Here is a 26,682-nt window from a genome sequence, read left to right as displayed (position 1 = left end):
CGGCGGATCATGGCTCAGTCCTCCTGGGTGGTGGCGAGTGCGCGGATCCGCAGGTCCAGCTCGCGGCGGCCGGTGCGGCTGACGGTCGCCTCGACCACCTCGATGCCCCCGTTGGGGCTGGCCAGGGCCTGCTCGAGCTCGGGTCGCGAGCCGACCCGCAGGTGCGGGATCCGCGCGGCCGCGCACAGGCTCGCGAGGTCGTGGCCGTGCGGGGTGCCGAAGAGTCGCTCGAAGGACGCCGCGTGGGCCGGCGCCCCCTGCTCCAGCGAGGAGAAGATGGCACCCCCGTCGTCGTTGGGCACGACGATCGTCAGGTCCGGCCGCGGCTCGTCGGGGCCGAGCACGAGCGCGGTCTGGTCGTGGAGGAACGTCAGATCCCCCATGAGGGCGAGGTTCCTGGCCGACTCGCGGCGGCCGAGCGCGGCACCGACGGCGGTGCTGATCGTGCCGTCGATGCCGGCGAGGCCGCGGTTCGCGATCACCTTGCGGCGGGTGCCGACCGCGGGCGGGCGGACCATGACGTCGAGGTCCCGAATAGGGCTGGAGGCCCCCACGACGAGCAGCCCCCCGGCCGGGAGGGCGGCGTGCGTGACCCCCGCGACGTCGTACGGCGTGAGGGCGGGCTGCTCCGCGAGCAGCCGGTCGAGGCGGCGGGCGAGATCGCGGTCGGCCGCGCGCCAGGCATCGAGCCAGGCGGGGTCGTCGGGCTGCGTGCCGATCCACCCCGGCGCCTCGACCGGGACGGATCCGGCTGGGCGCACCGGCCACACGCCGCGGGCCGGGACGACGAGCACCTCGACGTCGGTGCGCTCCAGGAGCCGAGTCACCGGCCTGGACAGGGTCGGGCGGCCGAACACCACGACCCGCTCGATCCGCTCGCCCAGGCCGGTCGCCAGCAGCAGCCGGTAGGTGCGCAGGGCGTTGTCGCCGGTCCGCGCACCGCTCGACGGCTCGGCCAGCAGCGGCCAGCCCGCCGTCTCCGCCAGCTGCCGCGCGGGCGGCCCGGCGTCGTCGCCCGCGACCACGACCGTCCGCGGCCCCTGCGGCAGCGGGGTCTCCCGTCGCACCGGACGTTCCTGTCGTGGATCGGGCGCATGCACGACCGGAATGTCCGGTACGACGGCCACCTCCGGGACGAGCGGTGTGTCGAGCTGGACGTTGAGGTGGACCACGTCGTCCCACCCGGCGGGGACGGCGTCCAGCGCCGCGACCGAGGCGACGTCGTACGTCGGGACGAGGGGGCCGAAGATGCCCACCTGGTCGGTGGTCTGGTTGGCACCGGTGCCGCGCAGCCGCGCGGGACGATCGGCGGAGACGACGATCATCCCGACGCCGGCGTGGACCGCCTCCAGGACGGCGGGGTGGAGGTTGGCGACGGCGGTCCCGGAGGTCGTGAGGACGGCGGCGCGGGCGCCCGACTTCGTGAGGCCGAGCGCGAGGAAGCCGGCGGTGCGCTCGTCGATGCGGGTGTGCAGCCGGAACGCCCCTGCTCGCGCCGCTGCCCACAGCGCCATCGCGGCGGGTGCGTTGCGCGAGCCGGGGGCGACCACGACCTCGGTCACGCCGGCCCGACGGAGCCGGGCGACGAGGGCGTCCGCGAGCGCGAACGAGCTGTCCGTCATGGACGCTGATCCTTCCGCACGGTCCGTACCGCCCGCACCTCGGCGAGCCGGGCATCCCAGTGCGCGACCCGCTCGGGACCGGCGGCGAGCGCCTCGAGCCGCGCGTCGGACAGGACCGGGCGGACGACGGGCAGCGCGCCGTCGACCGGCAGCAGCGGCTCGACCGCCACGTCGGCGGTCAGCAGCTGCACGGTCGCCAGCCCGCAGGCATACGGCAGCTTTGGCAGCGCGGCGGCCAGCGCGACCCCCGCGGCGATCCCGACCGAGGTCTCCAGCGCGCTCGACACCACGACGGGCAGACCGATGCGCTCGGCGATCTCCAGGCAGGCGCGTACGCCGCCGAGCGGCTGCACCTTGAGCACCGCGATGTCGGCGGCCTCCAGCTCCCGCACGCGGTAGGGGTCCTCGGCCCGGCGGATCGACTCGTCGGCGGCGACCGGCACCCTCACCCGGCGCCGCACGCGGGCGAGGTCCTCGACGGTGGCGACCGGCTGCTCGACGTACTCCAGTCCGCCGGCGGCGCGGTCCAGCAGCCCGATCGCGGCCACGGCGTCGTCGACCGACCAGCCGCCGTTGGCGTCCACGCGGATCCGGCCGCCGGGCCCGAGGACGTCGAGGGCGTCGCGGACCGCCTCCAGCCGGGCGATCTCGTCGGCGAGGCTCTGGCCGGGCTCGGCGACCTTGACCTTGGCGGTCCGACAGCCCCCAGCCAGGACGATCTCGTGGGCCCGTTCGGGTCCGACCGCGGGCACGGTCACGTTGACCGGGACCCGGTCGCGTACCGGCGCGGGCCAGTCGCCGGCCGCCGCCTCCTCCGCGCAGCGCAGCCAGGGCTCGGCCACCTCCGGGGAGTACTCCAGGAACGGGCTCCACTCCCCCCACCCGGCCGGCCCCTCGATCAACGCGGCCTCGCGGACGGTGATGCCGCGGAAGCGTGTGCGCATCGGGATGGACACGATCCTCATCGGGCGGCCTCTCCCGCCGCCAGGCGCAGCAGGGCCTGCCGGTCGGGCTTGCCGTTGGCGAGCAGCGGGATCGCGTCGAGCCGGACGAGCTGGCGCGGCGCCCACGCGCGGGGGTGTGCCTCGGCGACCCAGGCACGCATCGTCTCGAGGTCCGGTGGGCCCACCACGAACGCGACGACCCGGCTCCCCCACTCGGGATCCGGTACGCCGAGCACCTCGGCCGACGCGACCTCCGGGTGCAGCCGCAGCCGCTCGGCCACGGCCGGCCCCGGCACGTTGAGCCCGCCGGTCACGATCACGTCGTCGACCCGGCCGAGCACGACCAGCCGCCCGTCCTCGTCGAACCGCCCGGCGTCGGAGGTCACGAACCAGCCGTCGACGAGCACCTCGCCGGTCAGGTCCGGCCGCCCGTCGTACCCGCTGAACAGGGTGGGGCCCGCGATCCGGATCCGGCCGCCCTCCCCCAGTGCCACGGCGACGCCGTCGAGCGGCAGGCCGTCGTAGACGCAGCCACCGGCGGTCTCCGCCGAGCCGTACGTCGCCACGACCCGCACGCCCGCGTCCGCCGCTCGTGCCCGCAGGGCGCCACCGATCGGACCACCGCCCAGCAGCACGGTGTGCGCCCGGCGCAGCGCGCCGACATCAGCCGTGGAGGACAGCATCCGGGTCAGCTGGGTCGGGACCAGCGAGACGAACCAGCCCTCGCCCGACGGCCACCCGTCGCGCTCGAGCAGGGTCGGGGTGTGGCCCGCGACCAGAGACCGGGCGATGACCTGCAGCCCGGCGACGTACGTCGGCGGGAGGGCCAGCACCCAGGGACCGCTCGCACCGAGGCGGCTCGCGGAGGCCCTGACCGAGGCGAGGAGCGCGGCGCGGGTCAGCAGCACCCGCTTCGGCGTACCCGTGGATCCGGAGGTCTCGACGACCACCGGCGCGTCGTCCGCGCCGTCTCCCGCGGCCAGCCAGCGTCCGACCCGATCGACGACCTCGTCGGGTCGACCACGCACGGTCCAGGGATCCACCCGGCAGACGCTATCGCCCGCTCGGGCCCGCGACCGGGGGACCACTCGCGACGCGGCGTCGCTCGTCGACCCCGACTGGGCGCGCCCCGCCCCCGGCCTGCTTGAATCGACGGCTATGGCCACAGCAGCGCACTGGATCGCGGGTGCCCGCGTCCGCACCCTCCCGGCCGCGGTCGCGCCGGTCGTCGTCGGCACCGCCGTCGCCGTGTACGACGACCACGGCGTGTGGTGGAAGGCGTTGCTCGCCGCCGTGGTCAGCCTGGCCCTCCAGGTCGGCGTCAACTACGCCAACGACTACTCCGACGGCATCCGCGGCACCGACGACGAGCGGGTCGGTCCGCTGCGCCTGGTCGGCTCGGGTCTCGCGACGCCGGGCGCGGTGAAGCGGGCGGCGTTCCTGTCCTTCGGCGTCGCGGCGGTGGCCGGACTGGCGCTCGCCGCCACGACATCGTGGTGGCTGGTCCTCGTCGGCGTGGTCAGCGTGCTCGCGGCCTGGTACTACACCGGCGGCTCGAAGCCCTACGGCTACCTGGGGCTCGGCGAGGTCATGGTCTTCGTGTTCTTCGGCCTGGTGGCGGTCGTCGGCACCACCTGGGTGCAGACCGAGCACTGGGGCACGAGCGGCTGGGCCGCGGTCGCCGCCGGTGCCGGCGTCGGCGCCCTCGCGTGCGCGATCCTCGTCGCCAACAACCTGCGCGACATCCCCACCGATCGCATCGCAGGCAAGATGACCCTCGCCGTGCGGCTCGGCGATCGCCGTACCCGGGGCTTCTACGCCCTCCTGATCGCCGCCTCCGCGGCGGCGGTGGTGGTCCTCGCCGCCCTCACCACCTGGTGGGCGCTGCTCGGCCTCGGCTTCCTGCTGCCCGGCGGCGCGGGTGCGCGCATCGTCGTCGGCGGCGCCCAGGGCCCGGCCCTCATCCCCGTGCTGCAGAAGACCGGGGTCGCGGAGCTGGCGTGGGCTGTGCTGGCCGGCGCGGGCCTGGTCCTCGGCTGAGATCCGCACGCAGGGCCCGCGGCCCACCGGACCACCCGGCTCAGTCGTCCTGGTCCTCCCGGGACCGCATCTCCTCGTACTTGCGGGAGATCCGGTCCGCGCGCCCCTCGACCTTGGCGGCGAACGCGGAGCGCTGCCGCTCGAGCAGGAGGTACGACGCGACGCCGCTGATCAGGAAGGCGATCACGATGATCCACAGCACGTTGACCGTGTCGGCGACCAGCAGCCACACACCGGCCACCAGGCAGAACGCGCCGACGAAGAGGCCGGCCCGCATGGCGGTGTAGATCCAGAACTCCTTCACCCTTCCAGCCTAGGCGCGAGCGGGTTGTCCACCGTCATCGGGACCCACCACGAAGCAACCGGTCACCGCCTACTCTGGAGGGGTGAAGCTGTTGCTCGTCGTCCTCGTGTTCGCGGCGCTGACCTACCTCGCGGTCCGTTGGCTCCAGGACCGCGGGTACGGCGAGCAGCCCGCTCGCCGGCGTCCGTCGAAGCCGCAGCCGCCGACCCGTCCGGTCGCCCCGGACGACGACGACAGCTTTCTGCGCGATCTGGAGTGGCGGCGCCGTCAGCAGGAGCGGCACAAGGACCAGCCGCAGCCGCCGGACAACCCGGACGCCTGACCCGGCCTGCCGACGGTTCAACTACCGGATTCGTCCTCAGAACAGCGGTTCTGCGACAGATCCGATCGTTGCCTCGACCACCTGCCCGGCAGCTCCGGTCGTCGCGTCGACCACCCGCTCGGCCGCGTACGAGTGCTGGCTCGTGGTCGAGAAGTAGTTGATGCCGATGAAGTTGAACCACAGCGTGGCCACGCCGACGAGGGCGAGCACTGCGGCCTTGCGGCCCTTCCAGCCGGCGGTGGCGCGGGCGTGGAGGTACCCGGCGTAGACGACCCAGGTGATGAACGCCCACACCTCCTTGGGATCCCAGTTCCAGTAGCGCGACCACGCCTCGTGCGCCCAGATCGGCCCGGTGATGAGGACCGCGAAGGTCCACACCGGGAACGCGAACGCATGGACCCGGTAGGCCAGGCGGTCGAGGGCGTCCAGCTGCGGGACCCGGGCCAGCCAGCCGCCGAGCTCAGTGCCGGCGGCCGCGGCGCGACGCTGCGCGCGCATCCGGACGAGATAGACGATCGAGACGATCCCGCCGAGGCTGAAGGCGCCGGTGGCGATCACGGCGGAGATCACGTGGATGACCAGCCACGGCGAGTTGAGCGACTCGGTCAGCGGCGCGACCGCGTCGTAGAGCCAGATCACGGCCACCATGAGCGTGGCGACGACGAAGCCGACGACGAGCGGACCCATCCAGCCGAGCGCGAACTTCTTGTAGAGCACCAGGTAGAGCAGCGCGACGACGAAGGTGCCGGAGAGCGTGAACTCGTACATGTTGCCCCACGGCACCCGGTTGGGGTCGGCGGCCATGCCCCGGCCCACCAGGGCCACGAAGTGCGCCGCGCAGGCGATCGCCGTGAGCAGCAGGCCCAGGCGGCCGAGGAAGGCCACGCGCGCGGCACGTGGCGCCGCGGCCCCGGGCGACGATGCCTCGGGCGCCGCGGCCCCGTCCGAGGCTTCCGCGCTGCCCGCGCCGACGAGGACGCGCTCGGCGGCCGGCTGGCGCAGGGCCGCCCACTCGGCCAGGTAGACGACCAGGGCGACGAAGTAGACGATGCCGGCCGCCCCGACGGCCTGGTTGCTCAGCGTCTCCCACGCGGTGTTGCTCACGACTGTGATGCCTCCTGGAGCTGCGACAGAACGGTGGTCAGGATCTCGTCCATCTCACCGTTGCCGGAGCGATCGAGTACGGCGACCTCGACCCTGGTGGTCATCGGCTCAGTGCCGCCGGTTCCGTCCATTGTGCCCTCGCCCGCGGCCGCCGGATCACCAGGGTCGCCGTGGCCGACCGGGACCGCCCGCACCCACACCCGGCGCGGCCGGATGAACAGCGAGCAGCACAGGCCGATCAGGGCGAGGATCACGCCGAGCAGCGCGACCTCCTTGCCGGGCGTCTGGCTGATCTGCACCCGGATCCAGGGGTCGACCCGCTCGAAGGTCACCGAGCCGAGCCCGTCGGGCAGCTCGACGGTGTCACCGACCTGGAGATCGACGCGCAGCGGCTTGCCGTCCTCCTGGGTGATCGGCGTGGCCTTGGCCTTGTCGAGCACGTAGACCGACTGCGAGCGGCCGTCGTCGAGTCCCAGGTCGCCGGTGTAGGCGAGCATCGACAGCGTCGGGTTGAGGTCGTCGCCGAACACGGTGACCGGGTTGCCGTCGACCATCTCGAAGGTCGGGAAGAACAGGCCGTCCAGCCCGATCTGCCCCGGCTTCGCGGTCGGGACCTTCACGACGCCGTACGACAGGAAGCTGGCATCGCGCGGCAGGAACACCGTCGGACCGGTGTGCACGACCTGCCCCGTGCCGTCGCGGACCGTGATGACCGGGGCGTAGCCGTGGCCGATCAGGAAGACGTCCGTGCCGTCGAGCTCGAGCGGGTGGTTGACCTTCAGCCCGTACTCCCGCGGCTCGCCCTTGCCGACCCGATAGGTCAACGCGGCCTCGAACTTGCGGGCCTGGCCGAAGCGCGGACCGTCCTTGAGCCAGTCGATCGAGAAGTCGTCGACGCTGAACCGGAAGTTCTTCATCTGGCCCTGGCGGAACAGGCCGCCGGGCTTGAAGTCGTCGTACTGCGTGAGGTTGTTGCTGAAGGTGGAGCCCTGGACCAGGATCACGCCGCCCTGGTAGCCCAAGAGGCTGCCCATCCCAACGCCGGCGAGCACGATCAGCAGAGACAGGTGGAAGACCAGGTTTCCGGCCTCGCGGACGTAGCCGCGCTCCGCGGCGACGTAGTCGTCGCCGTCGCCCGCCACCCGCAGGCGGTGCCGGCGGCCGAGCACCGTCCGGGCCCGGTCGAGGACGTCGGCCGGCGCGAGGTCCGTCGTGTACGACGCCTGCACCGGCATCCGGCTCAGGTTGCGGGGTGCCTGCGGCGGCTGGGCCCGCAGCGCGCGGTAGTAGACGAACAGGCGCGGGATGATGCAGCCGACGAGCGACAGCACCAGCAGCAGGTAGATCGCCGAGAACCACGGCGAGCTGTAGACGGAGAACAGGTCGAGCTTCTCGTAGACCGGCGTCAGCTTGGGGTGCTCGTCCTTCCACCGGGTGACGGCGAGCGAGTCGACGTCGGCCTGCGGGATCACCGAGCCGGGGATGGCGGCGAGCGCGAGCAGGAGCAGCAGGAGCAGCGCCGTGCGCATCGAGGTGAGCTGGCGCCACGCCCAGCGCAGCAGCTCGCGCGCGGTCAGCTCGCCCGGGCGCCGTGCGGCGTCGGGACGTGGCGGGGTGCTCATACGGAGACCTCGAAGTTCTGGACGAGCTGGAGCTGCAGCCACTGCACGAGCTCGGCCCACCAACCGGTGAGCATGAGGAGGCCGATCAGGATCAGGAACGCCCCGCCGATCCGCGCCACCCACTTCTGGTGCCGCCGGACGAAGCCGGTGAGGGCGAGCGTGCGGCGGTAGGCCAGTCCGGCGACGATGAACGGGATGCCCAGGCCGAGGGCGTAGCAGAGCGAGAGCAGCGCGCCGCGCATCGCCGTGGCGTCGACGTAGGTCAGGTTGACGATCACGCCGTACGTCGGCCCGACGCAGGGCGACCAGCCGATGGCGAACAGCGCGCCGATCACCGGCGCGGCGCCGAGACCGACCGCCGGGATCTTGTGGACCCGCAGGTCACGCTGCAGCCACGGCAGCGCGCCGGCGAAGACCAGGCCGAGGACGATGAGGATCAGCCCGAGCCCCATCTGGATCTCGTCGTCCCACCGCCGCAGCGACCGGCCGACCGACCCGAAGGCGGCGCCCATGAGCACGAAGACAACCGCGAAGCCCAGCACGAACAGCACCGAGCCCAGCAGCATCCGGCCACGCCGCTGACCGGCCTCACCGGAGACGATGTCGGCGCCGGAGAGCCCGGTGGCGTACGACAGGTAGCCCGGGAGCAGCGGCAGCACGCACGGGGAGAAGAAGGAGACGAGACCGACGAAGACGGCGACCGGCACAGCGAGGCCGAGCGAGCCGGCGACGGCCTGCTCCTGGAGCCACTCAACCATCGGTCTCCGCCAGGGTGTCCTCGACCAGGCTCGTCAGCGTCGTCTTCGACGGGATCGCCCCGTTGATGAGCGCGGCCACGCGGCCCTCGCGGTCGAGCACGAGGGTCGCCGGGGGCGCGTAGGGCGCGTAGCGCCCCATGTCGAGCAGGGTCTCGCTGCCGGGGTCGTAGAGCGAGGGGTAGTCGACGCCCCGGTCCCGTTCGAACGCCGCCGCCGTCTCGGCGGCGAGGTCGCGGATGTTGATGCCGACGAAGGCGACCTGGTCGGGCTGCTCCTCGGCCAGCTCCTTGTCGGCGTCGACGAGCATCGGCATCTCGGTGCGACACGGGCCGCAACCGGACCACCACACGTTGAGGACCACGACCTTGCCACGCAGGTCGGTGACGTCCAGCGGCTCGCCCTGCACCGTCGTACCGCTGATCTCGAGCGGCTCCTCGCGGTCGCCCTCGTCGACGAGGACGACCTTGCCGTCCCCGGAGATGTAGTCGAGATCGCCGGTCCCCCCGATGTTGCTACAGGCGGAGACCACGAGGAGGGAAGCGGAGAGCAGGACGGCACGGGCGACGCGTCTCATGCCGAGGGCGTCCCCTCGGGCCGGTTCTCCTCAGGCGCGTCACCGGCCGAGAACGGCGCCGCGATGTCGCCGGTCGGGATCAGGTCGATCGCCGGCTCGGCGTACGAGATCTCGACCAGGTCCTCGCCCGCGAACCCGAAGGACGTGATCGAGCACAGCGTGCACTGCCGCTTGCGGGGGTCGTGCAGGAACGAGCGCTTCTCGGCGGCCAGGCGGGTCGTCCAGATCGGCAGCTGGTGGGAGACGAGCACGGCCTCGTGGCCGGCGGCGTCGCGCCGGGCGTCGTGGACGGCGGCCATCATCCGCTCGACGATCCGGCGGTAGGGCTCGCCCCACGACGGCCGGAACGGGTTGTAGAGGTGGCGCCACAGCAGTGGATTGCGCAGCGCGTTGTTGCCCTTGCCGAAGGTCAGCCCCTCGAACCGGTTCTCCGACTCGATGACCCGCGCCTCGCGTCCGACCTCGAGCCCGAGCGCGGCGGCCAGGGGCGCGGCGGTCTCCTGCGCGCGCTCCAGCGGCGACGACCGGATCAGGGCGATGTCGTTGCCCTTGAGCGCCGCGGCGACCCGGTCGGCCATCGCGCGGCCACGGGTGGAGAGGTGGAAGCCGTCGCGGCGGCCGTAGAGGATGCCCTCGGGGTTGTGGACCTCGCCGTGGCGGACCAGGTGGACGATCGTGTCGGGGGTCATGCGTTCTCCTCCAGGGCCGCGGCGGCCGCGCGGGCGGCGGCGGGCAGTGCGTCGAGGACCTGCTGGACGGCCCGGTCGTCGTGGGACGACGAGACGAACCACGCCTCGAACGCCGACGGAGGCAGGTGCACTCCCTGGTCCAGCATCGCGTGGAAGAGGGCGGCGTACGCCGGCACGCTGGTGCCCTGCGCCTCCGCGAAGTCCTTCACGGGACTCTCGGTGAAGAACACCGAGAACATCGACCCGGTCGACTGGATGACGTGCGGCAGCCCGACGGCGCCGAAGCTCTCCGCGATGCCGGCCCGCAGGGCATCGGCGACCGCGTCGAGGCGGGCGTAGACCTCGTCGGTCGCGGCGCTCAGCGTGGCCAGGCCGGCCGCGGTGGCGACGGGGTTCCCGGCGAGCGTGCCCGCCTGGTAGACCGGCCCCTCGGGCGCGAGGTGGGCCATCACGTCGGCTCGGCCGCCGAACGCCGCGGCCGGGAAGCCGCCGCCCATCACCTTGCCGAAGGTCATCAGGTCGGGCGCCCAGCCCTCGACGGCGCCGTCGGTGCCCCACTGGCCGGCCTTCGAGACCCGGAAGCCGGTCATCACCTCGTCGCTGACGAACAGCGCGCCGTGGGCCCGGCAGGTCTCGGCGAGGAACCGGTTGAACCCGGGCGCCGGTGGGACCACGCCCATGTTGCCGGGGGCCGCCTCGGTGATCAGGCAGGCGATCCGGTCGCCGTGCTCGGCGAAGACCGCGGCGACCGCCGCACGGTCGTTGTAGGGCAATACGAGGGTCAGCTCCGTGGAGCTGGCCGGAACGCCCGGGGTGCCCGGGATGGAGAAGGTGGTCAGCCCGGAGCCGGCCGCGGCGAGCAGCGAGTCGACGTGGCCGTGGTAGCAGCCGGCGAACTTCACGACCACGTCGCGGCCGGTGAACCCGCGCGCGAGCCGGATCGCCGACATGGTCGCCTCGGTGCCCGACGAGACCAGGCGGAGCCGCTCGACCGGGGTGCGCGCCACGATCGCCTCGACCAGCGCGACCTCGCCCTCGGTCGGCGTGCCGTACGACGTCCCGCGGCTCACGGCCGCCTGGACCGCCTGGACCACCGCGGGGTGCCCGTGGCCGAGCAGCATCGGGCCCCAGGAGCAGATCAGGTCGACGTACTCGTTGCCGTCGACGTCGGTCAGCCACGGCCCGGCCGCCGAGCGGATGAAGCGGGGGGTGCCGCCGACCGCGTTGAACGCACGGACCGGGGAGTTGACCCCGCCGGGGGTCACCTCACGCGCCCGAGCGAAGAGGGCCTCCGAGGTGGATGTCTGGGGTGCGGACACCGCGCCATTGTCGCCGATGGGTCCCAACGGCCCGTCATCGCCGTCTGTCTTTGTGCATCAGGCCCATAGCACGTCCCCAGAGTTGTGCGCTGGATCATGTGACACCCGTAACGTCGGTGTGTCACGATTCGTTGACTCAGTGCACAGGTGGGCACTGAGGGAGAGCCCACGCGATGGGGTCACTCGTGGCCAGGGGAGAGAGTCAAGACATGTCGAGGAAGCGTCTGGGGCGGCTGCAGCGCGTCGCCACCATCATTCCGCTCGCCCTGCTGTCGGCAGCATGGACCGCGTCGGTCGCGGGCATCGGCGGCGTCGGCTCGCCCGTCCAGGCCGCTGAGACGCCCGGTCAGGTGACCGACGGCACCAGCGTGCCCGAGGAGTCGATCGACGACCCCGCGAGCCTCTCGGACCCGGCCTCGGTCGAGGGCCTCGAGGACGGCAACGAGGCGGGCATCGTCTCCGCCGCGTCGACCAACGCGATCCCCGCCGCGGCCCTGGCCGCCTACCAGCGGGCCGAGACCGTCATCAACTCGGCCGACGAGTCCTGCAACATCACCTGGCAGCTGATCGCCGCGATCGGCCGGGTGGAGTCCAACCACGGTCGCTTCGGCGGCAACGTCCTCGACAACGACGGCGTCGCCACCCCCGGGATCTACGGTCCCGCGCTCGACGGCCAGAGCGGCGTCAAGGCGATCTCCGACACCGACGCGGGCGTCTACGACAACGACACCCAGTGGGACCGCGCGGTCGGCCCGATGCAGTTCATCCCGTCGACCTGGCAGGTCGTGGGCGTGGACGCCGATGACGACGCCGCCCGCAACCCGCAGGACATCGACGACGCGGCCCTCGCGGCCGCGGTCTACCTCTGCTCCGGCGACGGCGACCTCTCCACGGTCGTCGGCCAGCGTGCCGCGGTCTACCGCTACAACCACAGCCAGGCGTACGTCGACCTGGTCCTGAAGATCATGAACGCCTACCTCGAGGGCGACTTCACCTCGGTCCCGAACAACGCGACCGCGGCGGGCTACGTCGTCCCCGAGCCGCCGAGCTTCGACGTCCGCAGCCCCGGCGCGATCAACAAGGACAAGGGCTCGAAGGGCTCGAAGGGCTCGACCGGCACGGGCACGCCCACCGCCGACCCGACCGTCCCCGCGCCGCCCGCGGGAGCCGGCAACGGGGGCAGCGGCGGGAGCGGCAACGAGAAGCCCACCCAGCCCAAGCCCGGCACCCCGTCGGCCCCGGCGCTCCCGGCTCCGCTCGACGACGTCGTCACCGGCGTGGACGAGGGCGTCGGCGCGGTCACCTCGAACGTGATCAGCGGTGTCCTCGGCCTGCTCACCAAGCAGGAGGCCGCGGCCGCCTGCCAGAAGGAGTTCCCGAAGCTCACCCAGACGGTGCAGCTGCTGAACTGCCTGCTGAGCTACGGCCTCAAGACGCCGTAGTCACCCCGCACCAGCCACGAGAGCCCCGGACCGACCCCCAGGTTTCCGGGGCTCTCGTCTGTGCCGACGAGATCTCGGGAAAGACCTGGCCGGACCGCGCTAGCGTGTGCACCCGTCAGCAGAAGGGCGAGGAGGCGGCGTGACGATCATGAGCGAGGAGACCGGCCTGGCCGGCGTACGGGTCGTGCCGCTCACCGCCCACGCCGACGAGCGGGGCCAGTTCGTCGAGGTCTTCCGCGACGAGTGGGACACCGACCTGCGGCCGGTGCAATGGAACGCAGTCCGCTCCCATGCGGGCGTGATGCGTGGCGTGCACGTCCACGTGAGCCACCACGACTACCTCACGGTCCTGGCCGGCACCCTTGTCCTCGGTCTGCACGACCTGCGGCCCGAGAGCCCGTCGGCTGGGCTCTCCTCGATGTTGACCATCGACGCGGCCGCGCCGGTCGCCGTGGCCATCCCGCCCGGCGTGGGCCACGGGTTCTGGTTCCCGGAGCCGAGCGTGCACCTGTACGGCGTGGACAGGTACTGGAACGTCGCCGACGAGCTCGGCTGCCGGTACGACGAACCGGCGCTGGGCCTCGACTGGCCGGTCGGCGCCGACCCGCTGCTCTCCGAGCGCGACCGGGTCGCACCGGACTACGCGACGATGCGCGCGGCCTATCTCACCGGTTCCACCCGGTGAGCACGCCCACCGTCGGCCTGGTCGGCTTCGGACGATGGGGACGGCTGATCTTCCGCGACCTGCGCGCCCTGGGCGCCGAGGTCCACGTCGCCGTACCGTCAGAGTCCTCGCGAGCGGCCGCGCTCGATGCCGGTGCTGCATCTGTCGCGGCCACGGCCGCCGATCTGCCCGATGCCGACGGGTATGTCATCGCCCCCCTCACCGTGCGGCATGCCGAGGCGGTCCGAGCGCTCCTCCCCCGCGGCCGGCCGATGTTCGTGGAGAAGCCGCTCACCGCGGATCCCGCGTCCGCCGCCGAGCTGGTCGACGCCGCCGGCGAGCGGATCTTCGTGATGGACAAGTGGCGCTATCACCCCGGGGTCGTCGAGCTCGCCCGGCTGGCCAGGTCCGGTGCCTTCGGCCCGATCCGCAGTATCACCAGCCACCGGCTCGGCTGGGGCAACCCCCACCGCGACGTCGACGCCGTGTGGATCCTGCTCCCGCACGACCTGTCGATCGCGATCGAGATCCTCGGCTCGCTCCCTCAGCCGCGGTTCGCGGCCGCACCGGACACCTCGGGCAGCGGCCTGGTCGCGGTGCTGCGCGACGACGACGGGCCGCTCGTGACCTGTGAGGTCTCCGCCGACCATCCGGTGAACTGCCGCACGGTCGTGGTGGTCGGCGAGCACGGATCGGGTCAGCTCGCGGACTCCTGGGACGACCGGATCCTGCTGGCCGGCACGGTCGACGGTGTCGGGATCACCCCCGAGAGCCGCGAGCGCGCCGTGGGGGCCGAGCTCCCGCTGGAGGCCGAGCTGCGGGCCTTCCTAGAACATCTCGCCGGTGGCCCCGCGCCCCGCTCCAGCGCGATCGAGGCCCTGTCCGTCGTCCGCGCCATCGCCACGCTGCGCACCATGGCCGGGCTCCCGGGAGCGACCGCTTGAGGGGCTTCACGGTGATGCTGCCGGTGCACCGCCCGCCGGCGATGCTGCCGTTGGCGATCGAGTCGGTGCTGGCGCAGACGCTGACCGACTTCGACCTTGTGGTGATCTGCGACGGCGCGCCACCCGAGACCGCTGCCTGCGCCCGGGACTACGCCGCCCGCGACCCTCGCGTCCGCGTGCTCGACCTGCCCAAGGGCGAGCGCCACGGCGAGGCACACCGGCACCGCGTGCTCCAGGAGGCCGTGGAGTCGGAGCGCCCGCTGGTGGCCCAGTTGGCCGACGACGACCTCTGGTTCCCTGAGCATCTGGCCGAGCTCGAGCGGCTGCTGGCCGACGTCGACTTCGGCAACCTGCTGCAGGCGCGACTGACACCGGACGGTGCCGTGGCACTGCACCATGGCGACCTCGCCGATCCACAAGCGCGCGAGCGGATGCGCACCGAGCCGTTCAACTTCTTCGGGCCGAGCGTGGCGGGCTACCGGCTCGCTGCCTACCGCCGGCTGGTCCACGGCTGGGAGCCCGCTCCGACGGACGTCTGGAGCGACCTGCACATGTGGCGCGCGTTCCTCGACACCCCCGGCCTCCGGCTGGCGACCCGCTTCTCGGTGCAGGGCGTCAGCCTGTCGGCGGCCGAGCGCACCGACGCGGACCTGGCGGAGCGCGCCGCGGAGAGCCGGCGGGTCGCCGCCGGGCTGCTCGGCTCGGCCGGCGCCCGCGACGACTTCCGGCAGCGCGCCTTCGCCGACCTGTGGGCCCATCTCGACACCGCGGTGACTCACCGCGACCAGCTCAGTGAGGCGCACGACCGGGCGGTCGCGGCGATCGCCGACCTCACGACACAGCTCGAGGCCACCCACGCCGCGTTCGTGCAGGCGGGTGAGGAGGCCGGCCGCCAGCGGCAGGCGAGCCTGCGTCGCCGCGCCCGGATCCGCAGGCTGCGCGCCCAGGTCGCCGGCCTGCGTCGCCGCAACACCGCCCTGGCCGAGGAGCTGGCGACCATCCGGGCCTCGCGCTCCTGGCGGCTGAGCGCGCCCTTGCGCCGGCTCACCGGCCGGCGCGACCGGTAGCGCTCGATCTCGGACCCGCTCGGCCCAACGACTCGGTGTTGCCGCCAGGTCTGCGGTGGTGCCGCTGGACTCGACCGCGTGGCCGGCAGCGTGGCGGACGCGCGCAGCGCATCGCGCGAAGCCCGCGGTCCGAGCGCAGCGAGGACCGGGCGGCGAGCTCGATCTCCGACACGCTCGGCCCAGCGACTCAGCGCAGCAGGCCGGCTGCCTCGGTGGCCCAGTAGGTGAGGATGATGTCGGCACCGGCCCGCCGGATCGAGGTGAGGGTCTCGAGGATGGCCGGCTCGCGGTCGATCCAGCCGTGGGCGGCGGCCGCCTCGAGCATGGCGTACTCGCCCGAGATGTTGTACGCCGCCGTCGGCACGCCGAGCTCGGCAGCGGCGTCGGCCACCCGCCGCAGCACGTCGAGATAGGCCAGTGCGGGCTTCACCATGACGATGTCGGCGCCCTCCTCGATGTCGAGCAGGGCCTCGCGCACACCCTCGCCGGCATCGCGGCGCCCGTCCTGCTGGTAGGTGCGGCGGTCACCCTGCAGCGCGCTGTCGACGGCCTCGCGGAAGGGCCCGAAGAAGGCGGAGGCGTACTTCGCCGAGTAGGCGAGGATCGCGGTGTCGGTGAACCCGGCATCGTCCAGCGCGTCGCGGACCACCGCGACCTGGCCGTCCATCATGCCGCTGGGACCGACCATGTGGGCGCCGGCCCGGGCCTGCACGACCGCCATCTCGGCGTACCGCTCCAAGGTGGCGTCGTTGTCGACCCGGCCGGCGGCGTCGAGGACGCCGCAGTGGCCGTGGTCGGTGAACTCGTCGAGACACAGGTCGCCCATCACGACCAGCGCGTCGCCGACCTCGCTGACGACGTCGGCGATGGCGACGTTGAGGATCCCGTCGGGATCGGTGGCGCCGGTGCCGGTCGCGTCCTTGGTCTCCGGTACGCCGAACAGCATGATCCCGCGCAGTCCGGCCTCGGCGGCCTCGACCGCGGCCTTCCGCAGCGAGTCGCGGGTGTGCTGGACCACGCCCGGCATCGAGCCGATCGGGATGGGCTCCGCGGCGCCCTCGCGGACGAAGGCGGGCAGCACCAGCTGGTTCGGCCGCAGCGTGCTCCCGGCCACGAGGTCCCGCATCGCCGCCGTGGTCCGCAGGCGACGGGGACGGACGATCGGGTGCTGGATCTCGTTCATCCCACCATTGTCGCGCAGCCCTGAGCCTGGATCCGTGGATGGCCACCTCCTACGCGGCACTCACCCACGGATCCAGGCGAAGCGAGCCTCAGCGCCACCTCGCCAGCCACTGGGTGGCTCCCGGGATCGGCTCCTGGGGGCTGCTCGCCTTGCCGACGGGGGTGTCCCACAGGAGGTAGCCCTCCGGCGTCGGTCCGCCGAGCCCGTACGACGAGTTGGCGTCGGAGATGCGCGTGAAGCGCCCGCTGTCAGGCTCGTAGACGAACAACCCGGCCCGGTTCCGGTCGTGGGAGCTCACCTTGACCACGCCGCCGGTGACCCAGCCGTCGATGCCGTCGCCCTGGATCGTGGTGACCAGGTCACCGTCGGTCGTGAGGACCTGGATCCGGTCGTCGCGGCCGTTGTCGTACGTGCCGCAGTACTGGCTGAGCACGACCCGGTCCGCCACGGCGCCGAAGCCCAGCAGGTTGCACCGCTTCCCCGACTTCGGGTCGAAGTCGTGCTCGGCGCCGGTGGCCAGGTCGCGGACATGGATGCGCAGGTTGATGCCGTTGGACGCGGCCGACCAGATCATCGCGTCGTCGGTGAAGGCGACCGAGCCGACGCGCAGCCTCTCGTCGCGGACGTCGGCCGGGTCGCTCAGCGACACCGACCACAGGTCGTACGTCTCGCCCTCGGCGCCGGCGTCGTCGGCCTCGCCGTCGGGTCCCGTCGGCCAGCCGCCCGGGGGCGGCGATCCCTGGGTCGCGGGGACACGGACGTAGAGCCGCCCGTCCGGCCCCAGCACGGGGCTCCGGATCCCCGTGACGGCAGGCAGGCCCGCCCAGGTGGTGGTCGACCAGGTACGCGTCCCCCGGTCGTAGACGTGCGCCACGAGGGCACCGGTCAGGTCCATGCCGTCCTTCGGGCGGACACCGGCCAGCACCAGCCGCTCGGCCCCGAGCTCGACGGCCCAGACCTGGTCGCTCGGCTCGACCGGCGGCAGCCAGTCCTTCTCGCCCGTGGCCGGGTCGAGCAGGGCGTAGCGGATCTTGTTCTCCGGACCGTGCGGCCCGTCGCGGAACAGGATCAGCCCGTCGTCGGTGACGCCGTCGTAGTACTGCCCGTTGGCCGCGTCGAGGTCCTCGTTCGTGTACGACGCGAGCACGTCGTAGTCGACGCCTTCCTTGGCCTGGGCGGCGTCGGAGAGCCCGATGACCGGTCCGTCGGGGCGGGGAACGACGCTCGCGGCGGGCGTGTCCCGGCCGTCGGCCCCTTGGCTCACCAGGGTGCCGGCGGCCACCACGCCGACCACCGCCACGGCCAGCCCGCCCGCGAGCCGGGCCCGGCGCCGCCGTACCCGCTGGCGGCCGCCGGCGAGGACCGCGGCCAGGTCGATGTCGTCGGCCGGCGGGGTCGCCGCCGCCTCGTGCAGCAGGGCACGCATCTCGTTCACCATGTCATCTCCACGGTCATCTCCACGGTCGTCACCACTTTCCGGCTCCCAGGGTCAGCTCGCCGAACGACGAGTCCTCGAACACGGAGCGGAGCCGGTCCAGCGCACGCGCCGTCTGGCTCTTGACGGTGCCCTCGCTGCAGCCCAGTGCCCGCGCGGTGTCGGCGACGCTGAGGTCGTCGAAGTACCGCAGCACCACGCACGCCCGCTGGCGTGGCGGCAGCTCGGCCATCACCTGCAGCAGGGTCGCGCGGGCAGTGACCAGGTCGGCGACGTCGATGCCGTCCGGTCGCTGGACATCGGCCTCCATGACCAGCTCGGTGCTCGACCGCCGTCGGGCATGGTCGAACACGACACTCACCAGGGCCTTGCGGGCGTAGCCGTACTCGCGCCCGGCCCGGGTCAGCCGCGGCCAGGCGACGTACACCCGGATCAGCGCATCCTGGACGTGGTCCGCCGCCCGCTCCCAGTCACCGCACAGCAGGTACGCCGTCCGGCGCAGCCGGTCGCGCGCCCCCTGGGCGAAGGCGACGAACTCGTCCTCGTCACGCATCGGTCATCCACTCCATGACGGACCCAACGCACTGACCACCCGACCAGGTTGCACCGACCCGGCACAAACTGATCCGAAATCCACGCCGACCCGGCGCAAACTCAGCAGAGAACCTCGCCGACCCGGCGCAAACTGAACTTGTCTGAGTTCAATCTGCGCCGGGTCGGTGGGAACTGCGATTCAATCTGCGCCGGGTCGGTGGGAACTGCGATTCAATCTGCGCCGGGTCGGTGGGAACTGCGATTCAACCTGCGCCGGGTCAGGCCTTGCGACGCCGGGCCGAGGGCTTGCGGTCGCTCGGCTTGGTGACCGGCTCGCCGGCCTCCAGCATCGCGACCCGGCGGCTGGCGCCGAACCCCGCGAGGGTCTCGACGAGCAGCTCGACGTCCGGCTTGGGGGCCATGACGTCGACCCGCAGGCCGTGCTCCTCGGCGGTCTTGGCCGTGGCGGGCCCGATCACCGCGATGATCGTCGACGGGTGCGGCTTGCCGGCGATGCCGACCAGGTTGCGCACGGTCGAGGACGACGTGAACACGACGGCGTCGAACTTGCCGGTCTTGATCGCGTCACGGGTCGGCGCCGGCGGCGGAGCCGCCCGCACGGTGCGGTACGCCGTGACGTCGTCGCACTCCCAGCCGAGGTCGATCAGGCCGGCGACGAGGTTCTCGGTCGCGATGTCGGCCCGGGGCAGGAAGACCCGGTTGATCGGGTCGAGCTGCTCGTCGTACTCGGGCCAGTCCTCGAGCAGGCCGGCGGCGGACTGCTCCCCGGAGGGGACCAGGTCGGCCCGCAGGCCCCAGTCGGCGATCGCCTGGGCGGTCTTGTCGCCGACGGCGGCGATCTTGAGCCCGGAGAAGGCACGGGCGTCGAGGCCGTACTCCTCGAACTTCTCGCGCACCGCCTTCACGGCGTTCACGGACGTGAAGGCGATCCACTCGTAGCGGCCCTCGACGAGACCACGCACGGCCTTGTCCATCTGCTGCGGGTTGCGCGGCGGCTCGACGGAGATCGTGGGGACCTCCTCCGGAACGCCACCGAACTCGCGGATCCGCTCCGACAGCGACGCGGACTGCTCCTTGGTGCGCGGCACCAGCACCCGCCAGCCGAACAGCGGCTTGGTCTCGAACCACGAGAGCTTCTCGCGCAGGTTGACGACCGCGCCGATGACGGTGATCGCCGGCGGGGCGATCCGGGCGGCGCGGGCGTCGGCGGCGATCCGCTCCAGCGTCGAGGTGATCGTCTGCTGCTCGGTCGTGGTGCCGACCCGGGTCATCGCGACGGGGGTCTCCGGCGACCGGCCGATCGCGATCAGCTGCTTGGCGATGTCGCCGATCTGACCGACGGCCGACAGCAGGACGAGGGTCGGGGTGTCGGCGTACCGGGTCCAGTCGACCTTGTCACCGCAGGTCACCACGGCCACCTCACGGTGGTCCTTGGTGGTCAGCGGGATGCCGGCGTAGGCGGGGACGGCCCCGACCGACGAGACACCCGGCACGACCTCGAACGCGAGGTTCGCCTTGGCGACGGCCTGGGCCTCCTCGGGCCCGGAGGCGTAGAGGAACGGGTCGCCCCCGAGGAGGCGGACCACGCGCAGGCCGCGCTTGGCCTGCTTCACGACGACCTTCGCGCGCGCGGCGTGGGTGAGCGGCTGGCCGTCCTCGCCGAAGCCGCCGTCGATGACCTCCGGCTCGGCGACCACCTCGTCGCCGGGGCGCTCGACCCGGGCGCGCACCACGGTGACCAGGTCGGCGTGGCGCGGTTCCTCCGTGATGACGACGTCCGCGTCCTGGATCAACCTCACAGCACGCACGGTCAGCAGGTCGGGGTCGCCGGGGCCGGTACCGACGAAGGCGGTGAAGCCGGGTCCTCCGGACTGGACCTGGGCGGCGGGAGTCGTTGCAGCCTTCTTGGCTGGCGTGGCTCGCGTCATGGGTTGGGCACCTCTGCAGATCGTGCGGACGGGTGGGAGTTCGAGTCGGTGGAGCGGTTCAGCTGGGCCATCAGCTCGGCGGCGCCGTCGCCCAGCATCTCGGCGCCGAGGCTGCCGCCGAGCTCGGCGGCGGCGGCCGGCCAGGACGCGGGATCGGCGGCGAGCGCGGCGGAGGCGGAGCGGCGTACGGCGAGCACGCCGTCCTCGGACAGGACGACGGCCCGCAGCCACAGCTCGGGACCCTCATCGCCTTCGGCGACCTCGGCGAGGGCGCCGATCGGTGCGGTGCAGCCGCCCTCGAGCGTCGCCATGAGGGTCCGCTCGGCCGTGACGGCGGCCCGGGTGGCGCTGTCGTCGAGCCGGGCGAGCAGGGCCAGGGTGACGCTGTCGTCACTGCGACACTCGACGGCCAGGGCGCCCTGGCCGGGGGCCGGGAGGACGCTCAGCGGGTCGAGGACCTCGGTGACGTCATCGAGCCGGCCGAGTCGGGCCAGGCCGGCGCGGGCGAGCACCACGGCGTCGTACCTGCCCTCGCGGATGCGCCCGATCCGGGTGTCGACGTTGCCGCGGACCCCGACCAGCTCGATGCCGAGGCCGAGCGCCTCGAGCTGGGCGACCCGGCGGGGCGAGCCGGTGGCGACCTTGCTGCCCGGCGGCAGCTCGCCGAGGGTGAGTCCGTCGCGGGCGACGAGGACGTCGCGCGGGTCCTCGCGCAGGGGTACGGCGGCCAGCGTGATGCCCTCGGTCGGGTAGGTCGGGACGTCCTTGAGCGAGTGGACGGCCACGTCGACCTCGCCGGCGAGCAGCGCGTCGCGCAGGGCGCTGACGAAGACCCCCGTCGACGAGCCGCCGGCGAGCGGGGTCCCGGTGGCCTGGCTGCGGTCGCCGTCGGTCGTGATCTCGACGAGCTCGGTGGCGACACCGAGGTCCTCGACGGCCGATGCGACGTGCCCGCACTGGGTGGTCGCGAGGGCGCTGCGGCGGGTGCCGATGCGCAGCAGCTGCGGAGTGGACGGGGTGGAGGTCATGACCGGCCCTCCTCGCTGACGACGGGGCGGGTGACGGCGTCGACCGCGTCGGGGTCGAGCGCGAAGAGCTCGGCGAGCGCGGCGGCGTACGAGACGGCGCCCTGCTCGTTGGCGAGCTCCTTGACCCGGACGGTCGGCTCGTGGAGCAGCTTGTCGGCGACCCGTCGCACCGCGTGCCGGATCTCCTCGCGGGTCGCCTCGTCGAGGTCGGGCAGTCGGCCCTCGAGGCGGGTCATCTCGGCGTCGACGACGTTGGTGGCCATCGAGCGGAGCGCGACGACGGTCGGCGTGACGCTGGCCTGGCGGCGGGCGGCGAGGAAGGCGGTGACCTCCTCGCCGAGGATCCGGCGCACCTCCTGGACCTCGCGACCGGTCACCCCGCCGTGGAGCAGGTCGGCGAGCTCGGCGAGGCCGACCAGGCTGACTCCGGGCAGGTCGGCGACGTCCGGCGCGATGTCGTGGGGCAGCGCGAGGTCGATCAGCGCGAGCGGCCGATCCGTGTCCTGACGTGCCTGGTCCATCAGCGCGCGGTCGATGATGGTGCCGGAGGAGCCGGTGCAGCTGATCACGATGTCGGCCCGGGCGAGCTCCTCGCCGAGGTCGGCGAGGCGCACTGCCTCGCCGGAGTACTGCACGGCCAGCCGGACCGCGCGGTCGACGGAGCGGTTCACGATCGAGAGGCGCCCGGCACCGAGACGACTCGCGGTCGCGGTCGCCAGTCCTGCCATCGCACCGGCGCCGACCACGACGACGTGCTTGCCGTCGACGGAGCCGACGACCTTCGCCGTCTCGTCGAGCGCGGCGCTGACCAGGGTCGGGGCGACCAGGTCGATCTCCGTCTCGGCGCGGGTGCGCTTGCCGACCCGCAGCGCCTGCTGGAACAGCAGGTTGAGAGCGGGGCCGACGGTGCCGAGCTCCTGGCCCCGGCGCAGCGCCTCGCGGGTCTGGCCGAGGATCTGGCCCTCGCCGACGGCCATCGAGTCGAGGCCGGCAGCCACCTGGAAGAGGTGGGAGATCGCGCCGTCGTCGTAGTGGACGTAGAGGTGCGGGAGCATCGCCTCGGTCGACTCGCCGGCCCGGTCGACCAGCAGCCGGGAGATCTGCTCGATGCTGCCGTGGAAGCGCTCGACCTCGGTGTAGATCTCGAGTCGGTTGCAGGTGGCGATGACCGTCGCCTCGCTGACGTGCTCACACGACGCGGCGTCGGCGATCAGCTTCTGCACGCCGTCGTGGTCGAGCGCGACCCGCTCGAGCAGGGCGACCGGCGCGGAGTTGTGGGAGATGCCCACGACCAGCACGCTCATCGACGTCCTCGCTTCGCTTCGGAAGTCGACGAGGTGCAGGACGCGCGGCGTGACATGGCTCGCTCGCTTCGCTCGCTCACGCCGCACCTCCCCCGGTCTCGACCGCGACCGCGGCCGCGGCGTCGGCGCCATTGGCCTTGCGCTGCTCGTGGTAGGCGAGGATCTGCAGCTCGATCGACAGGTCGACCTTGCGCACGTCGACGCCCTCGGGCACGGCCACCACGGCCGGCGCGAAGTTGAGGATGCTGGTGATGCCGATCGCGACCATCCGGTCGGCGACGTCCTGCGCGGCGACGGCGGGGGTGGCGATCACGCCGATCGCGACGTCGTGCTCGCGGACGATCTCCTCGAGGTCGCGGAAGGGACGGACGACGACGCCCGCCACGCTCTGCCCGACCACGGACTCGTCGGCGTCGAGCAGCGCCACGACGCGGAAGCCGCGGCTGCGGAAGCCGGAGTAGTTGGCGAGGGCGTGACCGAGGTTGCCGATGCCCACGATGACGACCGGCCAGTCCTGGGTGACGCCGATCTCACGTGCGATCTGGTAGCGCAGGTAGTCGACGTCGTACCCGACGCCTCGGGTGCCGTAGCTCCCGAGGTAGGACAGGTCCTTGCGCAGCTTGGCGCTGTTGACGCCCGCCGCGGTCGCGAGGTCCTCGCTCGAGCAGGTGCGGATCCCGTTGTCGGCCAGCGCCGTCAGCGCCCGCAGGTACACAGGCAGGCGGGCGACCGTGGCCTCCGGGATGACCCGGGCGGCATCCGTCGAACTACGTGTGGTCACAGCTCCACTTTCCAGCCGCGCTACCGAACGTCAGTGGCGCGGCTCGATCACTGTAGGAGTTTGTGAACGCGAGAACAAAATGGGCGGAGGCGCAACTCGACGGGGCGACTGGTACGTCACACCGGTACCGGCTCGGGGCGGGGCGGTTTGCGGTTCAGCTACCGGATCAGCCGCGCAGTGCCGCGCGCAGCCGGTCGGCGCTGACCCGCCAGAAGTCGTGCTGGCGCCCATCGACGAAGGTCACCGGGATCTCGTCGGCGAAGCGGTCGGCGAGCGCGGGGTCGTCGTCGATGGACAGCTCCTCGTAGCTCTCCCCCAGCTCGGCGCAGACGGCCTCGATGACCGCGCGGGCGTCGTCGCACAGGTGGCAGCCGGGGCGGCTGTAGAGGGTGACCCGGGGCGCGCGCACGCCGCTCATTCCAGGATCCCCAGGGCCTTGCGCCGCTCGGCGCCACGCAGCACGCCCTTGCGGATCTTGCCCGTCACGGTCCGCGGCAGCTCGTCGACGACCTCCACCCGGACCGGTCTCTTGTACGCCGCCAGCCGCTCCTCGGCCGCGGCCTCGACCGCGGCCACCACCGCCACCGCGTCGGCACCGGCCACCGCTCCCGAGTCGGGCACGACGTACGCGACCACGGCCTCGCCGGTCTGCTCGTCGGGCACGCCGAGCACGGCGGCCTGGCGCACGCCGGGAACCTCCTCGAGGATCGCCTCCACCTCGGTGGGGTAGACGTTGAAGCCGGACACGATGACCAGCTCCTTGACCCGGTCGACCAGGAAGAGGTCGCCGTCGGCGTCCAGGAAGCCGACGTCGCCGGTCGACCACCAGCCGTCGTCGCCGGGACCGTCGTGACCGTCGGGCCAGTAGCCGCTGAACAGGTTGCGGCCGCGGATCTGGATCTCGCCGGGGTCGTCGGCAGCCGCCGCGTCCAGCGGCCGGCCCTCGTCGTCGACCAGGCGGATGTCGATGCCGTCGAGCGCGGCGCCCACCGAGCCGGGCTTGATCTCGGCCGAGCGGAGGGTGCTGGTGACGACCGGCGACGCCTCGGTGAGGCCGTAGCCCTGATGGATGGGCACCCGGGTCAGCGCACCGAACTCCTCGACCGTCTCGGCTGCGAGCGGGGCGGAGCCGGACAGGATCATCCGGACGGGCCCGAGCCGCTCGGCGAGCGCGTCCACGTGGCGCCAGGCCGCGAACACCGGCGGCGCGACCGGTACGACGCTGCACGCCTCGTCCTCCACCAGGTCGAGCGTGCCCTCGGGGTCGAAGCGCTCGGTGAGCACCAGCTTGGCGCGGTGCCGGATCACCCCGCCCAGCACGGCCCCGAGGCCGTAGACGTGGAACAGCGGCAGGACGCCGAGCACGACGTCGTCGGAGTGGATCATGGGAGGCCGTACGGCGGCGACCTGGTCGACGTTCGCCAGCAGGGCGCGGTGGGTGAGCATCGCGGCCCGCGGTCGCCCGGACGTGCCGCTGGTGTAGAGCAGGACGGCGAGCTTCTCGGGGTCCAGCAGCGGCGGCACCGGGACGGCGGTCTCGGAGCGGAGGTCGTCGTACGCGCCCTCGTCGTCCTGGGGGTCGGTGCCGACGAGGACGATCCGCGGCGCCGGGCGGTGCTCGTCCCGAGCCGCCGCCGCGACCTCGGCGCGCGCCACGGCGTCCCGGACGGCGACGACGGTCTGCCCGTCGGCGACCACGAGCCGGGCACCGCAGTCGACGAGCATCGCCGCGAGCTCGGTGGCTGTGGAGCCGGGGTTCACCGGCACGGCGACGGCCTGGGCGCGCAGCACGCCGAGATAGGACGTCACGAACTCCAGCCGGTTGCCGAGCGCCAGCAGCACCCGGTGCCCGGCGAGGATGCCGGCACGGCCGAGCCCGGTCGCGACCCGGCCGACCTCGTCCTCGAGGTCGGACCAGGTGAGTCCGCGACCGCCGGCCTCGACGACGGCGAGCCGCTCCGGGTGCTCGGCGGCGGCGGACGCGACGAGGGCGGCCACGTCGGGGACAGCACTCGTCTCGTCCGACAACGACATGGAGGGATCCTACGCGGGCGCATTTCTTCTAGGGTGGGCCGCATGGTGCCGCCCGCCGACCGCCCCCGCCGGCTGAACCTGCAGCAAAGGTCCCGACTGGCCGGCGAGGCGGCGGCCGCGGCCGCCGAGGTCGAGACCGCGCTCGCGCACCCCGCCGATCCGCGCGCGGCGGCGTTCTTCGACGTCGACAACACCGTGATGCAGGGCGCGAGCATCTTCCACCTCGCCCGCGGTCTCTACCGGCGCAAGTTCTTCACGACGCGCGACATCCTCGGGGCGGCGTACAAGCAGGCCTACTTCCGCTTCGTCGGGGTCGAGGACCCCGAGCACGTCGCCGAGGCCCGCAACTCCGCGCTCGCGTTCATCGCCGGACACACGGTGCAGGAGATCGAGGACGTCGGCGAGGAGATCTTCGACGAGGCGATGGCGCACCGGATCTGGCCGGGCACCCGTGCCCTCGCCCAGATGCACCTCGACCAGGGCCAGCGGGTCTGGCTGGTGACCGCGGCCCCGATCGAGATCGCGAGCCTGATCGCCCGCCGGCTCGGTCTCACCGGAGCCCTCGGCACCGTCGCCGAGCACGTCGACGGGGTCTACACCGGAAAGCTCGTCGGCGACATGCTGCACGGACCGGCGAAGGCGGTCGCGGTCACGGCGCTCGCCGAGCGGGAGGGCCTCGACCTGTCCCTCTGCTCCGCCTACAGCGACTCCGCCAACGACCTGCCGATGCTCGGCCTCGTCGGCGATCCCTGCGCCATCAACCCCGACGCGAAGCTGCGCGCCCACGCCCGCGCCCACGGCTGGCGGATCCGCGACTACCGGACCGGCCGCAAGGCCGCCCGGGCCGGGATCATCATGGGCTCGGCGGCCACCGGGGCAGCGATCGCCGGGGCCGTCGTACGCCGCCAGCGGCACCGCTCCTGATCCGCCGGCAACCGGTGACGGCGACCCCTACCGGGCGGTAACCTTCCGGCGCGGGAGGTCCGCGGCCCGCCCCGACCGGTTCTCAGGTTCCGGTA

Annotated in this window: 26 protein-coding genes; 7 read left to right on the top strand and 19 right to left on the bottom strand. The window is 72.9% G+C overall.

The window, feature by feature from the left end; all coding sequences use genetic code 11:
- Nucleotides 1-14 precede the first annotated feature (14 nt).
- Genes menD through KVF89_RS13935 form a run of 3 tightly spaced genes read right to left on the bottom strand, consistent with a single transcriptional unit; the run spans nucleotide 15 to nucleotide 3,609 of the window.
- Nucleotides 15-1,622: a 2-succinyl-5-enolpyruvyl-6-hydroxy-3-cyclohexene-1-carboxylic-acid synthase gene (gene menD / locus KVF89_RS13945; protein WP_257426316.1), complete on the bottom strand. Its 1,608-nt coding sequence runs from the start codon at nucleotides 1,620-1,622 to the stop codon at nucleotides 15-17.
- Nucleotides 1,619-2,587 (bottom strand): o-succinylbenzoate synthase, encoded by a 969-nt coding sequence (locus tag KVF89_RS13940; protein WP_257426315.1) that lies wholly within the window; start codon nucleotides 2,585-2,587, stop codon nucleotides 1,619-1,621. Before KVF89_RS13940 ends, menD begins: the two co-directional genes overlap by 4 nt.
- Nucleotides 2,584-3,609 carry an AMP-binding protein gene (locus KVF89_RS13935; RefSeq protein WP_257426313.1) on the bottom strand — a complete coding sequence of 342 codons (1,026 nt, stop codon included), beginning with the start codon at nucleotides 3,607-3,609 and terminating at the stop codon, nucleotides 2,584-2,586. Before KVF89_RS13935 ends, KVF89_RS13940 begins: the two co-directional genes overlap by 4 nt.
- Before the next feature lie 115 nt (nucleotides 3,610-3,724).
- Between KVF89_RS13935 and KVF89_RS13930 the strand changes: the two genes are divergently transcribed.
- The gene (locus tag KVF89_RS13930; protein WP_257426311.1) at nucleotides 3,725-4,606 is read left to right on the top strand and encodes a 1,4-dihydroxy-2-naphthoate polyprenyltransferase; all 882 of its coding nucleotides are present in this window, start codon (nucleotides 3,725-3,727) and stop codon (nucleotides 4,604-4,606) included.
- Nucleotides 4,607-4,646: 40 nt separating this feature from the next.
- Here KVF89_RS13930 and KVF89_RS13925 read toward each other — a convergent pair whose 3' ends face one another.
- Nucleotides 4,647-4,910 (bottom strand): DUF4229 domain-containing protein, encoded by a 264-nt coding sequence (locus tag KVF89_RS13925; protein ID WP_257426310.1) that lies wholly within the window; start codon nucleotides 4,908-4,910, stop codon nucleotides 4,647-4,649.
- A gap of 82 nt (nucleotides 4,911-4,992) precedes the next feature.
- Between KVF89_RS13925 and KVF89_RS13920 the strand changes: the two genes are divergently transcribed.
- Nucleotides 4,993-5,232, top strand: a complete 240-nt coding sequence (locus KVF89_RS13920) for a hypothetical protein (protein WP_257426309.1) — start codon at nucleotides 4,993-4,995, stop codon at nucleotides 5,230-5,232.
- Between the two features lie 36 nt (nucleotides 5,233-5,268).
- Here KVF89_RS13920 and ccsB read toward each other — a convergent pair whose 3' ends face one another.
- The 6 genes from ccsB to hemL are packed head-to-tail and all read right to left on the bottom strand — an operon-like array spanning nucleotide 5,269 to nucleotide 11,298.
- Entirely contained in the window at nucleotides 5,269-6,336 is a 1,068-nt protein-coding gene (gene ccsB, locus KVF89_RS13915; RefSeq protein WP_257426307.1) for a c-type cytochrome biogenesis protein CcsB, read from the bottom strand.
- Complete coding sequence (gene resB / locus KVF89_RS13910) at nucleotides 6,333-7,958, bottom strand: cytochrome c biogenesis protein ResB (protein ID WP_257426306.1); 1,626 nt, start codon at nucleotides 7,956-7,958, stop codon at nucleotides 6,333-6,335. The genes ccsB and resB overlap by 4 nt, the downstream gene beginning before the upstream one ends.
- A complete protein-coding gene (locus tag KVF89_RS13905) occupies nucleotides 7,955-8,716 on the bottom strand; it encodes a cytochrome c biogenesis CcdA family protein (RefSeq protein WP_257426304.1) in 762 nt (253 codons plus the stop codon). Before KVF89_RS13905 ends, resB begins: the two co-directional genes overlap by 4 nt.
- Nucleotides 8,709-9,290: a TlpA disulfide reductase family protein gene (locus KVF89_RS13900; RefSeq protein WP_257426302.1), complete on the bottom strand. Its 582-nt coding sequence runs from the start codon at nucleotides 9,288-9,290 to the stop codon at nucleotides 8,709-8,711. The genes KVF89_RS13905 and KVF89_RS13900 overlap by 8 nt, the downstream gene beginning before the upstream one ends.
- Nucleotides 9,287-9,979, bottom strand: coding sequence for a histidine phosphatase family protein (locus KVF89_RS13895; RefSeq protein WP_257426301.1), 693 nt, complete (start codon nucleotides 9,977-9,979; stop codon nucleotides 9,287-9,289). Before KVF89_RS13895 ends, KVF89_RS13900 begins: the two co-directional genes overlap by 4 nt.
- On the bottom strand, nucleotides 9,976-11,298 hold the full coding sequence (hemL, locus tag KVF89_RS13890) for a glutamate-1-semialdehyde 2,1-aminomutase (protein ID WP_257426299.1): 1,323 nt from the start codon (nucleotides 11,296-11,298) through the stop codon (nucleotides 9,976-9,978). The genes KVF89_RS13895 and hemL overlap by 4 nt, the downstream gene beginning before the upstream one ends.
- 209 nt (nucleotides 11,299-11,507) lie before the next feature.
- On the opposite strand from hemL, the gene KVF89_RS13885 reads away from it, so the two are divergent.
- The 4 genes from KVF89_RS13885 (at nucleotide 11,508) to KVF89_RS13870 (ending at nucleotide 15,415) form a co-directional block, all read left to right on the top strand.
- Nucleotides 11,508-12,740, top strand: coding sequence for a lytic transglycosylase domain-containing protein (locus tag KVF89_RS13885; protein WP_257426297.1), 1,233 nt, complete (start codon nucleotides 11,508-11,510; stop codon nucleotides 12,738-12,740).
- A gap of 148 nt (nucleotides 12,741-12,888) precedes the next feature.
- Complete coding sequence (locus tag KVF89_RS13880) at nucleotides 12,889-13,425, top strand: dTDP-4-dehydrorhamnose 3,5-epimerase family protein (protein WP_257427610.1); 537 nt, start codon at nucleotides 12,889-12,891, stop codon at nucleotides 13,423-13,425.
- Nucleotides 13,422-14,348, top strand: coding sequence for a Gfo/Idh/MocA family protein (locus KVF89_RS13875; protein ID WP_257426295.1), 927 nt, complete (start codon nucleotides 13,422-13,424; stop codon nucleotides 14,346-14,348). The genes KVF89_RS13880 and KVF89_RS13875 overlap by 4 nt, the downstream gene beginning before the upstream one ends.
- Nucleotides 14,345-15,415, top strand: coding sequence for a glycosyltransferase (locus KVF89_RS13870; protein ID WP_257426294.1), 1,071 nt, complete (start codon nucleotides 14,345-14,347; stop codon nucleotides 15,413-15,415). Before KVF89_RS13875 ends, KVF89_RS13870 begins: the two co-directional genes overlap by 4 nt.
- A 187-nt stretch (nucleotides 15,416-15,602) precedes the next feature.
- Here the strand turns inward: KVF89_RS13870 and hemB are convergent, their stop codons facing one another.
- From hemB to KVF89_RS13825, 9 genes are all read right to left on the bottom strand, one after another.
- Nucleotides 15,603-16,598, bottom strand: coding sequence for a porphobilinogen synthase (hemB, locus tag KVF89_RS13865; RefSeq protein ID WP_257426292.1), 996 nt, complete (start codon nucleotides 16,596-16,598; stop codon nucleotides 15,603-15,605).
- An 88-nt stretch (nucleotides 16,599-16,686) separates the two neighbouring features.
- On the bottom strand, nucleotides 16,687-18,036 hold the full coding sequence (locus KVF89_RS13860; protein WP_257426291.1) for a hypothetical protein: 1,350 nt from the start codon (nucleotides 18,034-18,036) through the stop codon (nucleotides 16,687-16,689).
- A 28-nt stretch (nucleotides 18,037-18,064) separates the two neighbouring features.
- The gene (locus KVF89_RS13855) at nucleotides 18,065-18,586 is read right to left on the bottom strand and encodes a SigE family RNA polymerase sigma factor (RefSeq protein ID WP_257426290.1); all 522 of its coding nucleotides are present in this window, start codon (nucleotides 18,584-18,586) and stop codon (nucleotides 18,065-18,067) included.
- A gap of 259 nt (nucleotides 18,587-18,845) precedes the next feature.
- Nucleotides 18,846-20,516 carry a bifunctional uroporphyrinogen-III C-methyltransferase/uroporphyrinogen-III synthase gene (locus KVF89_RS13850; RefSeq protein ID WP_257426288.1) on the bottom strand — a complete coding sequence of 557 codons (1,671 nt, stop codon included), beginning with the start codon at nucleotides 20,514-20,516 and terminating at the stop codon, nucleotides 18,846-18,848.
- A complete protein-coding gene (gene hemC / locus KVF89_RS13845) occupies nucleotides 20,513-21,544 on the bottom strand; it encodes a hydroxymethylbilane synthase (RefSeq protein ID WP_257426286.1) in 1,032 nt (343 codons plus the stop codon). The genes KVF89_RS13850 and hemC overlap by 4 nt, the downstream gene beginning before the upstream one ends.
- Entirely contained in the window at nucleotides 21,541-22,848 is a 1,308-nt protein-coding gene (locus KVF89_RS13840; protein ID WP_257426285.1) for a glutamyl-tRNA reductase, read from the bottom strand. Before KVF89_RS13840 ends, hemC begins: the two co-directional genes overlap by 4 nt.
- Before the next feature lie 76 nt (nucleotides 22,849-22,924).
- Nucleotides 22,925-23,629 carry a redox-sensing transcriptional repressor Rex gene (locus KVF89_RS13835; RefSeq protein WP_257426283.1) on the bottom strand — a complete coding sequence of 235 codons (705 nt, stop codon included), beginning with the start codon at nucleotides 23,627-23,629 and terminating at the stop codon, nucleotides 22,925-22,927.
- 166 nt (nucleotides 23,630-23,795) lie between these two features.
- Nucleotides 23,796-24,047 carry a glutaredoxin family protein gene (locus KVF89_RS13830; RefSeq protein WP_257426281.1) on the bottom strand — a complete coding sequence of 84 codons (252 nt, stop codon included), beginning with the start codon at nucleotides 24,045-24,047 and terminating at the stop codon, nucleotides 23,796-23,798.
- The gene (locus KVF89_RS13825) at nucleotides 24,044-25,663 is read right to left on the bottom strand and encodes a class I adenylate-forming enzyme family protein (RefSeq protein ID WP_257426280.1); all 1,620 of its coding nucleotides are present in this window, start codon (nucleotides 25,661-25,663) and stop codon (nucleotides 24,044-24,046) included. Before KVF89_RS13825 ends, KVF89_RS13830 begins: the two co-directional genes overlap by 4 nt.
- A gap of 42 nt (nucleotides 25,664-25,705) precedes the next feature.
- On the opposite strand from KVF89_RS13825, the gene KVF89_RS13820 reads away from it, so the two are divergent.
- On the top strand, nucleotides 25,706-26,587 hold the full coding sequence (locus KVF89_RS13820) for an HAD family hydrolase (RefSeq protein WP_257426278.1): 882 nt from the start codon (nucleotides 25,706-25,708) through the stop codon (nucleotides 26,585-26,587).
- Nucleotides 26,588-26,682: the final 95 nt, after the last annotated feature.

This window comes from Nocardioides carbamazepini (assembly GCF_024614185.1).
GTDB classification, from domain to species: Bacteria; Actinomycetota; Actinomycetes; order Propionibacteriales; family Nocardioidaceae; genus Nocardioides; species Nocardioides carbamazepini.
This window is presented reverse-complemented; position numbering and strand designations above follow the sequence as displayed.

What these genes read in the sequence shown, in the direction of transcription:
- menD (WP_257426316.1), bottom strand. Translation starts at nt 1,622, where the DNA reads ATGACGGACAGCTCGTTCGCGCTCGCGGACGCCCTCGTCGCCCGGCTC.
- KVF89_RS13940 (WP_257426315.1), bottom strand. Translation starts at nt 2,587, where the DNA reads ATGAGGATCGTGTCCATCCCGATGCGCACACGCTTCCGCGGCATCACC.
- KVF89_RS13930 (WP_257426311.1), top strand. Translation starts at nt 3,725, where the DNA reads ATGGCCACAGCAGCGCACTGGATCGCGGGTGCCCGCGTCCGCACCCTC.
- resB (WP_257426306.1), bottom strand. Translation starts at nt 7,958, where the DNA reads ATGAGCACCCCGCCACGTCCCGACGCCGCACGGCGCCCGGGCGAGCTG.
- KVF89_RS13905 (WP_257426304.1), bottom strand. Translation starts at nt 8,716, where the DNA reads ATGGTTGAGTGGCTCCAGGAGCAGGCCGTCGCCGGCTCGCTCGGCCTC.
- KVF89_RS13900 (WP_257426302.1), bottom strand. Translation starts at nt 9,290, where the DNA reads ATGAGACGCGTCGCCCGTGCCGTCCTGCTCTCCGCTTCCCTCCTCGTG.
- KVF89_RS13895 (WP_257426301.1), bottom strand. Translation starts at nt 9,979, where the DNA reads ATGACCCCCGACACGATCGTCCACCTGGTCCGCCACGGCGAGGTCCAC.
- KVF89_RS13885 (WP_257426297.1), top strand. Translation starts at nt 11,508, where the DNA reads ATGTCGAGGAAGCGTCTGGGGCGGCTGCAGCGCGTCGCCACCATCATT.
- KVF89_RS13880 (WP_257427610.1), top strand. Translation starts at nt 12,889, where the DNA reads ATGAGCGAGGAGACCGGCCTGGCCGGCGTACGGGTCGTGCCGCTCACC.
- hemB (WP_257426292.1), bottom strand. Translation starts at nt 16,598, where the DNA reads ATGAACGAGATCCAGCACCCGATCGTCCGTCCCCGTCGCCTGCGGACC.
- KVF89_RS13860 (WP_257426291.1), bottom strand. Translation starts at nt 18,036, where the DNA reads ATGGTGAACGAGATGCGTGCCCTGCTGCACGAGGCGGCGGCGACCCCG.
- KVF89_RS13855 (WP_257426290.1), bottom strand. Translation starts at nt 18,586, where the DNA reads ATGCGTGACGAGGACGAGTTCGTCGCCTTCGCCCAGGGGGCGCGCGAC.
- KVF89_RS13850 (WP_257426288.1), bottom strand. Translation starts at nt 20,516, where the DNA reads ATGACGCGAGCCACGCCAGCCAAGAAGGCTGCAACGACTCCCGCCGCC.
- hemC (WP_257426286.1), bottom strand. Translation starts at nt 21,544, where the DNA reads ATGACCTCCACCCCGTCCACTCCGCAGCTGCTGCGCATCGGCACCCGC.
- KVF89_RS13840 (WP_257426285.1), bottom strand. Translation starts at nt 22,848, where the DNA reads ATGAGCGTGCTGGTCGTGGGCATCTCCCACAACTCCGCGCCGGTCGCC.
- KVF89_RS13830 (WP_257426281.1), bottom strand. Translation starts at nt 24,047, where the DNA reads ATGAGCGGCGTGCGCGCGCCCCGGGTCACCCTCTACAGCCGCCCCGGC.
- KVF89_RS13825 (WP_257426280.1), bottom strand. Translation starts at nt 25,663, where the DNA reads ATGTCGTTGTCGGACGAGACGAGTGCTGTCCCCGACGTGGCCGCCCTC.
- KVF89_RS13820 (WP_257426278.1), top strand. Translation starts at nt 25,706, where the DNA reads ATGGTGCCGCCCGCCGACCGCCCCCGCCGGCTGAACCTGCAGCAAAGG.